16 protein-coding genes are annotated in these 14,994 nt (G+C 39.7%); all 16 read right to left on the bottom strand.

Annotation, left to right across the window (positions count from 1 at the left end; genetic code table 11):
* Window positions 1-75: 75 nt before the first annotated feature.
* The 16 genes from AC1D7X_RS04085 to AC1D7X_RS04010 all read right to left on the bottom strand — a co-directional run bounded on the left by AC1D7X_RS04085 (window position 76) and on the right by AC1D7X_RS04010 (window position 14,943).
* Window positions 76-1,842 (bottom strand): SulP family inorganic anion transporter, encoded by a 1,767-nt coding sequence (locus AC1D7X_RS04085; RefSeq protein ID WP_495474690.1) that lies wholly within the window; start codon window positions 1,840-1,842, stop codon window positions 76-78.
* 171 nt (window positions 1,843-2,013) lie between these two features.
* Window positions 2,014-2,340: an ArsR/SmtB family transcription factor gene (locus AC1D7X_RS04080; RefSeq protein WP_495456189.1), complete on the bottom strand. Its 327-nt coding sequence runs from the start codon at window positions 2,338-2,340 to the stop codon at window positions 2,014-2,016.
* A gap of 197 nt (window positions 2,341-2,537) precedes the next feature.
* Window positions 2,538-3,110 (bottom strand): phosphate propanoyltransferase, encoded by a 573-nt coding sequence (gene pduL, locus AC1D7X_RS04075; protein ID WP_495456190.1) that lies wholly within the window; start codon window positions 3,108-3,110, stop codon window positions 2,538-2,540.
* A 184-nt stretch (window positions 3,111-3,294) separates the two neighbouring features.
* On the bottom strand, window positions 3,295-4,254 hold the full coding sequence (locus tag AC1D7X_RS04070; protein WP_495456191.1) for a dipeptidase: 960 nt from the start codon (window positions 4,252-4,254) through the stop codon (window positions 3,295-3,297).
* A 133-nt stretch (window positions 4,255-4,387) separates the two neighbouring features.
* The gene (locus tag AC1D7X_RS04065; protein WP_068534754.1) at window positions 4,388-4,648 is read right to left on the bottom strand and encodes a stage V sporulation protein S; all 261 of its coding nucleotides are present in this window, start codon (window positions 4,646-4,648) and stop codon (window positions 4,388-4,390) included.
* A gap of 86 nt (window positions 4,649-4,734) precedes the next feature.
* On the bottom strand, window positions 4,735-5,529 hold the full coding sequence (locus tag AC1D7X_RS04060) for a TIGR00282 family metallophosphoesterase (protein ID WP_495456388.1): 795 nt from the start codon (window positions 5,527-5,529) through the stop codon (window positions 4,735-4,737).
* Window positions 5,530-5,599: 70 nt separating this feature from the next.
* Entirely contained in the window at window positions 5,600-7,141 is a 1,542-nt protein-coding gene (rny, locus tag AC1D7X_RS04055) for a ribonuclease Y (RefSeq protein WP_495456192.1), read from the bottom strand.
* Between the two features lie 304 nt (window positions 7,142-7,445).
* The gene (locus tag AC1D7X_RS04050; RefSeq protein ID WP_495456193.1) at window positions 7,446-8,171 is read right to left on the bottom strand and encodes a regulatory protein RecX; all 726 of its coding nucleotides are present in this window, start codon (window positions 8,169-8,171) and stop codon (window positions 7,446-7,448) included.
* A 109-nt stretch (window positions 8,172-8,280) separates the two neighbouring features.
* On the bottom strand, window positions 8,281-9,342 hold the full coding sequence (gene recA, locus AC1D7X_RS04045) for a recombinase RecA (protein ID WP_495456194.1): 1,062 nt from the start codon (window positions 9,340-9,342) through the stop codon (window positions 8,281-8,283).
* A 216-nt stretch (window positions 9,343-9,558) separates the two neighbouring features.
* Window positions 9,559-10,833, bottom strand: a complete 1,275-nt coding sequence (locus AC1D7X_RS04040; protein ID WP_495456195.1) for a competence/damage-inducible protein A — start codon at window positions 10,831-10,833, stop codon at window positions 9,559-9,561.
* A 139-nt stretch (window positions 10,834-10,972) separates the two neighbouring features.
* Window positions 10,973-11,560: a CDP-diacylglycerol--glycerol-3-phosphate 3-phosphatidyltransferase gene (gene pgsA, locus AC1D7X_RS04035; RefSeq protein ID WP_495456196.1), complete on the bottom strand. Its 588-nt coding sequence runs from the start codon at window positions 11,558-11,560 to the stop codon at window positions 10,973-10,975.
* Window positions 11,561-11,808: 248 nt separating this feature from the next.
* The gene (locus AC1D7X_RS04030; RefSeq protein WP_495456389.1) at window positions 11,809-12,300 is read right to left on the bottom strand and encodes a YajQ family cyclic di-GMP-binding protein; all 492 of its coding nucleotides are present in this window, start codon (window positions 12,298-12,300) and stop codon (window positions 11,809-11,811) included.
* A gap of 132 nt (window positions 12,301-12,432) precedes the next feature.
* Window positions 12,433-12,594: a hypothetical protein gene (locus AC1D7X_RS04025; protein WP_495456197.1), complete on the bottom strand. Its 162-nt coding sequence runs from the start codon at window positions 12,592-12,594 to the stop codon at window positions 12,433-12,435.
* An 87-nt stretch (window positions 12,595-12,681) separates the two neighbouring features.
* Complete coding sequence (locus AC1D7X_RS04020) at window positions 12,682-13,680, bottom strand: helix-turn-helix domain-containing protein (protein WP_495456198.1); 999 nt, start codon at window positions 13,678-13,680, stop codon at window positions 12,682-12,684.
* Between the two features lie 43 nt (window positions 13,681-13,723).
* Entirely contained in the window at window positions 13,724-14,500 is a 777-nt protein-coding gene (locus tag AC1D7X_RS04015; RefSeq protein WP_495456199.1) for a DUF3388 domain-containing protein, read from the bottom strand.
* A 185-nt stretch (window positions 14,501-14,685) separates the two neighbouring features.
* Complete coding sequence (locus AC1D7X_RS04010; RefSeq protein ID WP_495456200.1) at window positions 14,686-14,943, bottom strand: DUF3243 domain-containing protein; 258 nt, start codon at window positions 14,941-14,943, stop codon at window positions 14,686-14,688.
* Between the last annotated feature and the right edge of the window lie 51 nt (window positions 14,944-14,994).

The following is a 14,994-nucleotide window of genomic DNA, read 5'->3' as shown; positions in this document are numbered from 1 at the left end:
CTGTTACGAGTATATCCATCTTACGTATGGGAGAAATCTAAATCTGAGAGCAACTTCCATTTCATTATTTTTCACTTATTCCATAGCTTTAGGTTGTAATGGTTTATATTCAACAGGTTCTCTTAGAACCTCCGCACACCTTTGATGACACTCCCGGAACGCCTTAGACTTACATCCCTGACAATACGATATATCCAAATGGGTTAAAGCATAACTAATCGCCTCGCCTGTCTGTTCAAAAAAGTGTTCAGGTCTGATGAATTCCTCTAAATGAGTTCTTTGTAGGATCTGATGAGGCTGATCCTGTATCTCGGAGATCAACACTTGACCTCCATGTGTCGCAATCTGTTTTAATATATTCGCAAAGTTCGATTCTCCTGTAGAATCCAGGTAAGGTACATTCTCCATTCTCAATATGAGCAACCTAGGCATGTGATCCATTTCGCTCATTAATGATTCTTCGAATTGATTCGCCGCACCGAAGAATAAGGCACCTTCAACCGTATAAATACTAATATAGGGACAATTATGATTTTCATTTACGATGTGCGATGCTACCTTATCATTTTTAGCTGAGTGATCTGGTAAGACCTTAGATACGCTCAGAAGCTCGCTCATATGTTTAATAAAGATGATAGCAGATAATAACAAGCCCACCTCAACAGCCGTCGTTAGGTCTGTGAATACCGTCAGAATGAATGTCGTGGATAGGACCCATGCTTCTGCGGATCTCGTTTTAATAATATGAATAAACGCTTTACGTTCACTCATATTCCAAGCTACAACCATTAAAATAGGTGCCATACTTGCTAATGGAATTCTGGAGGCATAGGGTGCGAAGAGAATGAGAACTAACAAGACCACGACTCCATGGATAATTCCAGAAAAGGGAGATACCGCTCCATTCTTAATATTCGTCGCTGTTCTGGCTATAGCGCCCGTTGCGGGAATCCCACCGAACAAGGGTGTAATCATATTCGCTATCCCTTGCCCCATAAGTTCTCTGTTACTGTTATGTTTCGTATTACCCATCCCATCCGCTACCACGGCTGATAATAACGATTCAATTCCACCTAACATCGCAATGATGAATGCGGGCTTGATTAGTTTTTGAATGTTATCCATTCCAAGATCCGGCAGGTGTGCGCTAGGTAAGCTACTCGAAATCGCTCCATACGTTGAGCCAATCGTTGCAATCTTATCTGGGAATAAGGTAGCTGCTACCAGCGTCGAGACTAACAATCCCACAAGCGAACCAGGGACTTTGGAGAATAATTTAGGTGTTATAATGATGGCTATCAAACAAATTGCAGCGACTAACAAGCTATACCCATTAGTTGTTGCAATATGCATACCCAACTCTTTCATATTCGACAGGAAGTATTCGTGTTTTTCAAGATTTTGTAACCCTAAGAAATTCGCTATTTGACCTGTAAAAATAGTCACTGCTATCCCCGTAGTAAATCCAATCGTAACGGGATGTGGTATAAATTTTATAACTCCACCCAGCTTAAATAAACCCATTAAAAACAACAATATCCCTGCCATAAAACCAGCAATTAATAAATTCTCATATCCATATTGCATCACAATCGCAAAGATGATGGGAATAAAAGCTCCCGTAGGACCCCCAATCTGAAATTTAGATCCCCCTAACAAGGAAATGAGTATTCCTGCGATGATCGTAGTATATAATCCATATTCAGGCTTAACACCTGATGCAATTGCAAAAGCCATCCCTAGTGGAATGGCAACGATACCCACAATAAGACCTGATATGATGTCTTTTTGCAAGGATCTCCTATTGTAGCCTAAATATCTGCCTGTAAAAGAGAATTTCATAACTAACCCCTCAATCAATATATCTGATTATTTGAATATATATAAAATCATATATCCTAAAGTGATTAGTGTCAATGAAATATACCATTGATAACACGTCCATCTATCCAGAAAAAAAGAAGCAAATCGGGAACGGAATTATTCGTTCGAAATGCTTCTCTTTATTTGGAGTTATTGATTTTTTATGTTTTCTAAGATCGAGATCGTATTTACAAGATGATTATCAAATATTTGTTTAGCGACAACAAGCAAATCCTTAATCAATGGATCTGTCAAAGAATAGATGACTGATGTTCCATCTTTTATCCCATACACCACGTTTTTACTTCTTAATACAGATAGTTGTTGAGAAACTGCAGAGCCCTCGCTACCTAATATTGTCTGTAATTCATTTACGTTCTTATCACCCTCAACCAAAGCTTCGAGGATTCTTATACGTAGGGGATGCGCTAAGGCCTTGAAAAAGTCCGATTTGAAATGTTGTATTTCTTGATACATAACCTTCTCTCCCTATATGTTCAACAATTTGAATATATAGATATTCTAACATATTCAGAAAGTAATGAACAAAATTTCAACGATGATCCTCCCCAATCCACCTGACTAGAGTGATTCCTTAATTATTTATACGAAAATAGGCATCAATCGCACAAATAGATTGTGTGAATGATGCCTTAATAATTATTGAATATCGATTAATCAATAATTTCAGCTGTATCTCCAGTTTTGGCACCAGATGCGTTAGCTTCATCTGTATCGATATGCATATCTAATGCAAACGAATCAGAAACACGAGCTACTACATTCTCAAGAACCAATCCACGTTCTCCACCAAGACGAACTTTCAACATTTGTTTATCTTGAATACCCCAAGCTTGTGCGTCTGAAGTATGGAAGTGGATATGACGTGCCGCCACGATAACACCTTCTTCAATCGTAACTTCTCCAGCTGGACCTTTAATGGTAACTCCTGGAGTTCCATCAATATTTCCGGATTCGCGAACAGGTGCTTTAACACCAATTGCAAAGGAATCTGTGCGTGAAATTTCTAACTGTGATGCTGGACGAGCTGGTCCCAAAATTCTAACTTTATCAAATTGACCTTTAGTCCCAATTACAGCAACAGTTTCATTTGCTGCAAATTGTCCTGGTTGTGACAATGGCTTAAATTCTGTTAATTGATACCCTTGTCCAAATAATGCTTCTACATGCTCTTGCGTAAGGTGAATATGTCTTGCCGACACACCTACAGGTACAGATTTACTCATGAAAATTTCACTCCTTAGTTTTTCTCTAGTTTTCTCTACAAGCTGACATCAACATCCATTATACATCCTTTTTGCTCAAAATAAAAAGGTATCCCTTTATATTAGGGTTACCTAATTCCGAATTTCTTCAGTTCTGTTACATGTTTTGTCATATTGTTTACTAACAAATCTAATTTATCCATCCTTATTTTGTAATTACCTTTCTACTGGGTAGATAAGCTTCCAGATAAGATAATGCATTCTGTGACAACCATAAGTTCACTTGCTCTTCCGAATAATACTGAAGTAATAGTTCTGCGAATTGGATATACTTACCAGGGTGCTCCAACTCTTCAATCCATGACTCAATCCCATCAAAATCTGAACCAAACATCAGATGTTTCTCTGCACCAAGCTCACACATATGTTCAATGTGCGGGATAAGGTCATGTGGAGTTATAACATTAGAGCCACTCTTCACGAACCAAGGAACAAAGGTTAAACCAATTCTACCATCCATCGCTACAATCGCTCGGATCTGTTCATTACTCAAATTCCGTGCATTTGAGCATACCTCATAAGCATTTGAATGTGATGCAATAAAGGGTCTCTTCGTCATCTCCACTAGTTCCCAGAACCCTGTCTCGGACAGATGGGATACATCTAACAGCAGCCCTATATCATTACACAATTCAACAAGCTGTCTCCCCTTCTTAGTGAACCCACCTTTTCTTGGTTCGAGCACACCATCAGCTGCCCAATTTGCATAATTCCATGTCAATCCAAGAAATCGTACACCGAGCTCATACACTGTCTTCACATAAAATAGGTTACCCTCAAGCCCATCTGCACCCTCAATCGATAACATTCCCCAAGGCTTCCCGTGTGTTATCTGACTCACTTCATCTTTCCAACGAAGCCATTCAACACCTTCCCCTGATGGGATCACTCGATTTCGAAAGACATCAATGCCATTCAATATGTATTCAAATCGTGGTTGTCCCCACTTTTCTAATAAGTAAATAGCGAAACATTGAAGTGAAACGGCTCCATGTTGCAATCGTTCATACGTAACATCAAGTCTATGGTCATTCATAAAAGAAATGGAAGGATCATCTGTCATTTTACTTAGCACATCACAATGAAAGTCGACTACACGTCTCAAGTTTAACGCCTCCCTCACCATAAATACCCATGCAAAAAACCTGTTTACTTCAGTTAAAGATCATCTTTACCACAAGGGTAAAGCTATCCTCTAAAAAAGTAAACAGGTAATGAACATATAACAAATCCATATATCATCTAGGCTCGACAATTAATTTAATCGCCGTACGGTCTTCCCCATCAATCACAATATCCGTAAAAGCTGGGATACAGATTAAATCGACTCCACTAGGCGCTACAAATCCCCGGGCAATAGCTACTGCTTTTACAGCTTGATTCAACGCACCGGCTCCAATCGCTTGCAATTCAGCAACACCACGTTCACGAAGAACACCAGCAAGCGCTCCTGCAACCGAGTTAGGATTGGACTTAGCTGAAACTTTTAATACATCCATAAGTTGATCCTCCCCTGGGAATGATGATGGTCACATCCACATACTTAGATGTTATTCCGAAGAGGAGAAAAAATACCTTTTTTTTGTTATTCCATAATCCATTCATCTTCTTCTAAGCGGATTTTCTCTATTTTTGTAGCTTTCCCTGTAGACTCATCAATTTGCACAAATACACCGTGGAAGTGCCACTTCCCGGTATCTACGACAAAACGTACGGGTAACTGACTCTCAAATTTACGTATAACAGCTTCTCTTTCCATACCTAGAGCACCGTCTCTAGGTCCTACCATACCTGCATCCGTTAAATAAGCCGTTCCATTAGGCAGAATACGATCGTCATTACTCTGAACATGCGTATGTGTTCCCACTACTAGAGATACTCGTCCATCTAAATGCCAACCCATGCATATTTTCTCGGAAGTTGCTTCGGCATGAAAATCAACTAAGATACACTTATGTTTCTTACGTAACTCTTCGATAATTTCATCGCTTTTACGAAAAGGACAGTCAATCGCAGGAAGAAATGTACGTCCTTGCAAGTTGACGATCGCCAGCTCTTTCCCATTCGCCTTAATAACCGTATGCCCAAGTCCTGGAGTTCCTGGTGGAAAGTTAGCTGGACGGACCATTCTTGGCTCATCATCAATAAATTCAAATATATCTTTATTATCCCACGTATGATTACCCATGGTAATACCATGAACACCCCAATTATAGAAGTCATTCGCTATTGATTCTGTAATTCCTCGACCAGCAGCGGAATTCTCTCCATTTGCAATAATGATGTGTGGGTTATATTTCGATTTCAAAACGGGCAATATAGCTTTAAGTGCTTTTCTTCCAACTTCTCCAACAATATCTCCAATAAATAAAACGTTAATAACGATTCTCCTCCTTAAATATAAACAATATGAAAAGTGGCCCCAATGTGGCCACTTTTCATATTTACCATTATTTAGCGTATTCAACCGCACGAGTTTCTCGGATGACCGTTACTTTAATATGTCCTGGATAATCCAGTTCATTCTCAATCATCTTCGTAATATCACGTGCTAGACGGAACGATTCTGCATCATCAATCTTCTCAGGATGTACCATTACGCGAACTTCACGTCCGGCTTGAATAGCAAAGGATTTCTCCACACCTTCAAATGATTCAGCGATCGCTTCCAACTTTTCAAGACGCTTAATGTAAGTCTCCAATGTTTCTCTACGTGCTCCTGGTCTAGCAGCTGACAAGGCATCTGCTGCACCAACCAACATAGCAATGACAGATGTTGCTTCGACATCACCATGGTGTGAAGCAATACTGTTGATAACCACTGGATGTTCCTTGTATTTCTTCGCTAGTTCCACGCCAATTTCAACGTGTGACCCTTCCACTTCATGATCCAGCGCTTTACCGATGTCATGCAATAATCCGGCACGTTTAGCCAGAACGATGTCTTCTCCAAGCTCTCCTGCCATAAGTCCAGTTAAGTATGCAACTTCCATGGAGTGCTTGAGGACGTTCTGACCATAGCTTGTACGGAATTTCAAACGACCCATAATTTTAATTAGATCAGGATGTAATCCATGTACACCTACCTCGAAGGTAGCTTGTTCACCATACTCACGTATCCGTTCATCCACTTCTTTACGGGATTTCTCAACCATTTCCTCAATACGTGCAGGGTGAATTCGACCATCTGCTACTAATTTTTCTAGAGCAGTACGAGCGATTTCTCGGCGAATTGGATCAAATCCAGAAAGAATAACAGCTTCCGGCGTATCATCAATAATGAGGTCAATTCCTGTGAGAGTTTCAAGAGCACGAATATTCCGACCTTCTCGTCCGATAATCCGCCCTTTCATCTCTTCATTCGGAAGTGTTACGACAGAAACCGTAGTTTCTGCGACGTGATCGGCTGCACAGCGTTGAATAGCCAATGTAATAATTTCACGTGACTTCTTATCTGCTTCTTCTTTCGCTTGCTGCTCAATGTCTTTAATCATTTGTGCAGTTTCATGACGAACTTCTTGTTCTACATTAGTCAAAATAATGCTCTTAGCATCTTCTGTAGTCAAATTCGAAATTCGTTCTAATTCTGTTACTTGGCTCTTATAAATCGTATCAATTTGTTGCTGGGTTTCTTCAATTCGTTTCTCTTTGTTCGCCACTTGTTCTTCTTTACGTTCTAACGCTTCCAATTTTTTATCCAGCGACTCTTCTTTTTGCAACAATCTACGTTCTTGCCGTTGAATTTCATTACGGCGTTCACGAGTGTCCTTTTCAGCCTCGGACCGAATTCTATGGACTTCATCCTTAGCTTCTAGTACCGTTTCTTTCTTCACTGCTTCTGCTTCCTTCTTCGCGCTCTCCACGATATGAACGGCAGCTTCTTCAGCACTGGAAATCTTAGCTTCTGCAATAGATTTGCGAATAAAATAACCGGCGAACCCAAAGATCACGGCTACGAAGAGAACGATCAAGACCCAAATCACGGTATCCATCCTGTTCACCTCCTCGTTTGTTCCTCCAAGGAATCCTTGGAATTTTTCTACAGTTGTCATTCAATTACTACACATCATACTCAATCGCTTATCAACACTGATCATTTGTACATATTCACATGCACTGTCCGCCAACTACTGACGATAAATTCATTGATATGAATTAGCTCAATAAAATCTTTCATAAGAAAGAACCTCTTTTGGAAGGAAAAAGATTCTCTATACGATTATAGATTCTCTTACATTTTAGTATTTGTGAAAAGATATTGTCAAGGGAATCACTCTTAATCCCATGTATTCTTATTTATTCAAACTCAAAATGATCATCATCTACATCCTCAATTTCCTCTTCTTGTATCACTTGATTTAAAACTCGTCTAACGTGCTCGCCAGAGAAACCGCGTCTCATAAGGTATGAACCCGTCTTTCTTTTCTTATCTAATGTTTCACCTTTGGCATGACTCCACTTTTTTCTTCCTAAAATAAGTGCACTCTCATATTCTTGATCAGAGCTGACTCCATCAAGTGCTTCCGTAATTAGCGTTTTATCTATACCTTTTTGTCTTAGTTCCTGCCTAACCCATGCTTTTCCCTTGCGTTGGCTTGTAATTCGCTGTTCTACCCACTGTTGGGCATACATTGCATCATTTACTAAACCCTCACGACTTAAACGTGCTAACACATCCTCTATGACTTCCTGTGACGTCTCCTTCTGCTTCAGTCTAATCTCTATCTCTTTACTCGTTCGTGACTTTCTCTCTAAATACTTAAGTGCCTGAACATATCCCTGTTGCTTCTCATCAACCAGTATAATTTCTTCTAGCTCCTTTTTCCAAAAGGAATTTCCTGTGATCATCCTATATTTAATCATGACATCCTCATGAATCGACAGTACATATTGTCCAAAAGATATAAGATATCGATATTTCTGCTTGGGTTCGCGTTCCACCTTTGTAATGATCAATTCTTGATCATCGGGGAACAAGGAAACAGCGTTCTCCTCTTGTAGATCGTCATTCCATTCTTCCATTGATTACATCTCCTCACTTTCCCTCAGAGAAATTATAAACAAGACAAAGGGCACCCTATGTATTCCACATATGGGTGCCCTACCAAATCAGAGTACAATTATTTAGAATCTATTCCATTTCTAGCAGTTCTTGTTCTTCCAACTCTTCTTCTTTTTTCTCTGATGCAGTAGGAGGAACGACAGCATTAGTTAAATTGCTAGCTTCACGAATTTTCTTCTCAATAACATCAGAAATCTCAGGATGATCCTTCAAGAATTGTTTCGCATTCTCACGACCTTGACCTAAACGCTCGCCTTCGTATGAAAACCACGCACCGCTCTTGTTTACGATGTCCATATCCGTACCAATATCAATGATGCCTCCTTCTTTCGAAATCCCAAGACCGTACATCATATCGATATCAGCTTGTTTAAACGGAGGCGCTACTTTATTCTTCACCACTTTAATTTTCGTACGGTTACCTATAATGTCGTTACCGTTCTTAATACTTTCTACTCTACGCACATCTAAGCGAATCGTGGAGTAGAACTTCAAAGCCCGTCCACCTGGAGTAGTCTCAGGATTACCGAACATCACACCAATCTTCTCACGAAGCTGATTAATGAAGATCGCCGTTGTTCCCGATTTATTAATAACGCCTGAAAGTTTACGCAAAGCTTGAGACATCAGACGGGCTTGTAAACCCATGTGAGAATCTCCCATCTCGCCTTCAATCTCTGCCTTTGGTACCAACGCAGCAACAGAGTCAATGACAATAATATCCACCGCTCCACTCCGTACAAGAGCTTCAGCAATCTCAAGTGCTTGTTCACCTGTATCCGGTTGAGATAGAAGCAATTCATCGATATTAACACCCAAATTGCTGGCATATTTAGGATCCAACGCATGTTCCGCATCAATAAATGCCGCTGTTCCACCAACTTTTTGAGCCTCAGCAATCGCATGTAAAGCTACAGTCGTCTTACCTGATGACTCTGGGCCGTATACTTCAATAATACGACCTTTTGGAAAACCACCCACGCCAAGTGCAATATCCAATGCCAAAGATCCACTGGAAACAACCTCTACCTGCATGTGTGTTGATTCACCTAACTTCATAATAGAACCCTTACCGAATTGTTTCTCTATTTGACGAAGCGCTACATCCAGCGCTGCACTACGATCTGACAATAGACTCACATCCTTCAATATTTATAATATAATGATACCTTGTTTTAAGACGTTTGCCAAGCATTTTTCGAACATACATTCGTTTTTTTGAGTCATCTATTCCCCTTCCCCTTTTTGTTACGGGTCTTTAGGATAGAAAAAGAACCGTAGCAAAATATCTGTTTTGCTACGGTTCTTCCGTATAATTTACAGTATACTACTATCTATATTAATCATTCAACTATCTTGTTGTAGCTTATCATTTTGCATTAGAGCACGCCACAGACGATACAACAAGCTTTTAACTGTACGGAGCCGAATAGTCTCTCGGTTACCTTTTAAATCAAGTTCAAAAACCTCTGTTTTCTTACCACGCTGTGAAATGGCAATATATACCATGCCAACGGGTTTACGCTCAGAATATGCTGGACCAGCAACCCCTGTAACAGACAATCCAAAATCTGTATCCGTAATCATTCTAACTTGCTCGGCAAGGACTTGTGCAACTTCTGCGCTTACTGCTCCTGGAGCTTCATCTCCTTCAAGAAGGTCATGAGGCACGTTTAGTAGCTTTTCTTTCATCGCATTGGAGTAACACACGATTCCACCAAGAAAAATAGTAGCACTACCAGGAACCGATGTAATTCTCTCCATCAATAGACCTCCAGTACAGCTTTCCGCTGCACTTACAGTTAATCCCAGATCAGTCATCAGATCTACAATAGTCTTCTCAATGGGAACATCTTCAGAAGCATACAAGTATTCCGGAAGTAACGACTGAATTTGTTTTTCCAATTTGTTAAGCTTAACCATCGCATCCTTTTCACTAGGAGCTTTTGTAGAAATCCGAACGGTTACTTCACCCTCTTTTGCATAAGGAGCTATGGTAGGATCATTCTGATTCTGGATTAAGTCTAATAGTCGATCCTCAAGAAGGGATTCTCCAATACCCGCAAACTTTAACATCGTTGAATAGATCGGAGTTTCATTCGTTAGAGCATGTTGCAAGAGCCAAGGCTTGGCCTGTTCATGGAACATAGGGGCCATCTCTTTTGGTGGTCCAGGTAGAATGATATAGTGCTTGCCTTCATGTGAAAGTGCATTTCCTACTGCAAGACCTGTTACATTCTCGAGAGGTGTACTTCCTTCAATGATTAATGCTTGTCTTCGGTTATTCTCTGTCATAGGTACTTGACGATTGGCAAAGAACTTAGCTACATGATCCATAGACAAACGGTCAATATGTAATTTCCGTCCCAATAGGGCGGCCAGAGCATCCTTAGTTAGATCGTCTTGTGTAGGACCAATACCACCTGTTAATACAATAATATCTGCACGCTCACTTGCTAATTGAATGGATTCCTGGAGCCTTGTTAGATTGTCACCCACGACCGTTTGGAAATAAACATCGATTCCAATGGCCGCCAACTCTACGGATAAGAATTGCGCATTGGTATTCACAATCTGTCCTAACAGTAATTCTGTTCCTACCGCAATGATTTCTGCCTTCATATCTAAGAACCTCCACTTCACACTTCAATAAGTTCCACAAAAACAGCCTACATCGTAGAATCATAAATGCCGTACTTTAAGAAAAGACAATAGGAAAAAATCCCTACTGCCCCAATTTCAGATATGAATGATTCCAATGTTAACTGTTAGACATATTCAATAATGTCTTATTCTTAACAAAATAATCAATTCCAGAATACAACGTGATCAAACCAGCAGCCCAAGTAGCTATAATATCAAATGGAACATCGATAAACTCGAATGGAAAGTTGTTAATCAGCATAGCAATGATCGCTACAATCTGAATAACCGTTTTGACTTTACCCCATGCACTAGCGGCGACTACCTTCCCATCCAGCAATGCAATCTGACGAAGTCCAGTAACAGCGAATTCACGACTAATAATGATAATGGCGATCCAACTGTCGCATTTCCCCATCTCAACTAATGAAATAAGAATAGCTGCTACCAGCAACTTATCTGCCAGAGGATCTAGCAGTTTGCCCAGATTGGTTACCATATTATTCTTTCGAGCAAGATAACCATCAATACCATCCGTACTGGCTGCAATAATGAAAATAATTACTGCGATCAGTTGGTTATAAGGCAATTGATAAGAATGCCATACGATCGGGTCCGGATAAAAGTTAAAGTCAACCATTAAAAACACCATCATAACAGGAATTAGAAGTATTCTAGCTACCGTAATACGATTGGGTAAATTCACAGGATAACCTCCCTGTCTTCAGTCTTTGAATCCGCCAAACGTATCTTGCAACTAAATGTCAAATTCTCGAGTCTCTCTGTCATTATCCATGCTCCCCCAATGATATAACCCAATATTCCTTAATTTATCTTTACAAGTATAATATATGGGTTATACAGTGTCAAAAAGGCATGAACCCACATTGCTGATCTATTATTTTATATAAGCATTTACAAGAGCTACTACCATGTCTTGATCCTAATACATCTTTACTTTACGTTTGTAAACTGAAGATCCAACGAAAGATCTGCTTTACGTAACAGCTGCATAATGGCTTGCAAATCATTTTTACTCTTACCCGTAACGCGAATTTGATCCCCTTGAATCTGACTCTTCACTTTTAATTTGGAATCACGAATCAACACATTTATCTTCTTAGCATTATCCTGATCAATTCCTTGTTTCAACGTTAATTTCTGACGAACAGTTCCCAACGAAGCCGGTTCGATTTTTCCGTACTCCACATTCTTCAGTGTTAATCCTCGTTTCACCATTTTGGATTGAAGGATATCAATAACTGCATTTAGTTTAAATTCATCATCGGAGATAATTACAAGTGTATCTTTGTCCAATTTCAGGCTACTCTTACTCCCTTTAAAATCGAACCTTGTTTCAATCTCTTTCTCCGCTTGGGTAAGGGCATTGTTCATTTCTTGCAAATCAAATTTGGATACAATATCAAAAGAATTTTCCGAGCTCATCATCCCACGTCCTCTCTATCAACTTACCAGTCATAATATATATGATTCTTCAAATGAAGTCTATATCCAACAAAAAAGGCACTCCTTGAGAAAACGCCTCAACAGGAACACCTTTTTTGTGAAGCATCCACGTTATCGGGTACGAGAAGGTTGCCGAAACATATCCAAAATCCCTAGATATATATGTGCAATACCAAAGCCTAAAATACCGTAACCCCATGCACCAGGAGTAAGATAGTAGCCAAGAAGACTCACTATAATTCCTAATCCCGTTACAATCCAACTTACTGTCATTTCAAGCACCTCACTTTACGGAAAATGAAAGACTCAAGATCTTGTGAATCTAGTCATATCATTCCCTATAAAGTAACTACTTATTCCTTATTCTCCTGTATCTACGTCTGGTTCTGTTGAACTAGGCGTATCTGTGCTCGTAGAATCAGAACCAGTACTTACATCAGATTTAGAAGTATCTCGTTCCAGAAGAATTCTTGATGTTGTCTTTCCATCCGTTACAACTTGACCTGCAACAGAAATTTCAGTCGCAGGAGAGTAACCTGATTTGATGTACATTCCTTGATTGTCCATATCGAAATTCAAGTCTTCTCCTTCAGTCGTATTACCGAAATACAATTTTTCGCCTTTAGAACTGGATCCTCTATAAACTTCTACCCAACTCTTGCCTCTAACCTTGATCACTACTGGAATAGGAGTAGTATCTGTTCCAGACACCTTATATATCGTGTCTTTACCTTTCTTACTATCCTGAGTCACTGTCACAGGGACTTCTTCAGGAGTCACAGGAATCTCAGGAATCTCCTCTACCGGTGGTGTCACGATCGGGTTTGTCCCACCATTAGCTTCTGGATCCGGCGTAGTTATTGTATCCCCCCCATTACCCGTGGGCTCAGTAACCGGCTTATCCACTGAAGGATCTTGAAGATCTCCTGTTATTTTCTGTCCAGAGTCCACGGTCTTATCACCTGGCTTCTCATCTAAGGAAGATACATAAATATAAATAACAACAATAATCAGGATAGGGAAGGTCCACATTAACACGGTAGACAACCATTTCACATTGCGTTCCGTAGGAGGACGATTACTCGAACGTTTCTGAATAACCGGTTCCATTGTCGCTTCAGGTTGAGACAAGGACACTTCCTTATGTTCCTCTAGCAGCTCATCTGGATTAAGACCTACCGTCTCTGCGTAAGTCTTGATAAAGGCTCTGACATAAAAACTTCCTGGGAGAACTTTATAGTCACCTGCCTCGATGGCCTCTAAATATCGCTTACGAATTTTTGTCATTTCCTGTACATCATCAAGGCTCATTCCTTTTTCAAGTCTGGCCTCTCTTAATTGTTGACCCAGTTCAGACATACCATCACCTCCTATTTCTTATAATTTTTAATGGATTAAAGGTTTATAAATCTTCCGTATAGGCATTGGTAAATGTATCATATACAATCTCTTCATCAGGATTATTTCGAAGTTCAATAATAATATCGAAATCATCAAATGTATATTCGGACTCTTGAACAAAAATATCCGGGTGCTCAATCACTTTAGTACTAGGCATATTCATAATATCCTGTAGTAAATTATAGTGTTTCTCACTGGATCTAATCGTACTTACAATCCCATCTATAATGAAAATATGATTTGGATTCATTTCATCCTCTGACAGCTGACTTCGTATCGTTTGACGAAGTAATGTTGAAGAAACAAACGTCCAGCGTTTCATCGCACATACGCTACCTGCAATAATAGATTCCGTTTTACCTACACGTGGCATGCCCCTTAATCCAACGACATGGTTGCCTTCCCTTTTAAATATTTCACCCAAAAAATCGACAAGCAAACCAAGCTCATCTCTTGTGAACCGAAAAGTTTTACGATCGTCTGAATCTCTGTCAATATATCTTCCATGACGTACCGCCAATTTATCGACAAGTTTCGGAGGTCGTAATGCAGAAATTGTTATATTATCAACTTTTTTAAGCATGGCTCCCATAAGTTGAATCTTCTCTTCATCGTCTGTTTCAAGAAGCATACCTCGAGTTTCGCCTTCAACACCATTAATTGTTAGTATATTGACTTCCAACATCCCCAGTAAAGAAGCAATGTCTCCCAATAATCCGGGTCTGTTTTTATGTATCCTATACTCCATGTACCATTGTTTAGACTCTTTAAAATCCATTTTAACACCTCACTAACACGTTTCCCATATATTCGACAAAACAGGCCCCTATCCCATCGGGGAGAGGCTGTATTCACATCCAACTAATCATGGGTCATGTTAATGATATATAAAATAAATATGAAAGGCAAGCATCTCTGTAATGATTATAGAAAAGCTCCCATTTGGGAGCTTTTCTCATGGAATTATGCGTTTTTTTTGGCTAATTTAACCATTAAACGGGCAATTGTCTGCCGTTCTTGTTGGTCCCCAACTTCCCACAATTCTTTTAATGCTCGGTTGGAGGAATTCTGTGGATCGACTTTTTCATCTAAGAAATCGCCGATTTCATAAGCTAATTTAGAAATGGTATCTTCACTCATTCCCATTTTTTCAGCTTGCACCACTCGTTCACCCAAGAACTTTTTCCATGTGTCAAAATTTCTAAGCACTGTTGATGACATATAAATCCTCCTTAGCTATGACGCATGAGATTTAAAATCAACAGTTGTAAT

This window comes from Paenibacillus sp. Y568, assembly GCF_059445545.1.
The sequence above is the reverse complement of the archived record's forward strand: the minus strand, read 5'-3'. Positions and strand labels throughout refer to the sequence as shown.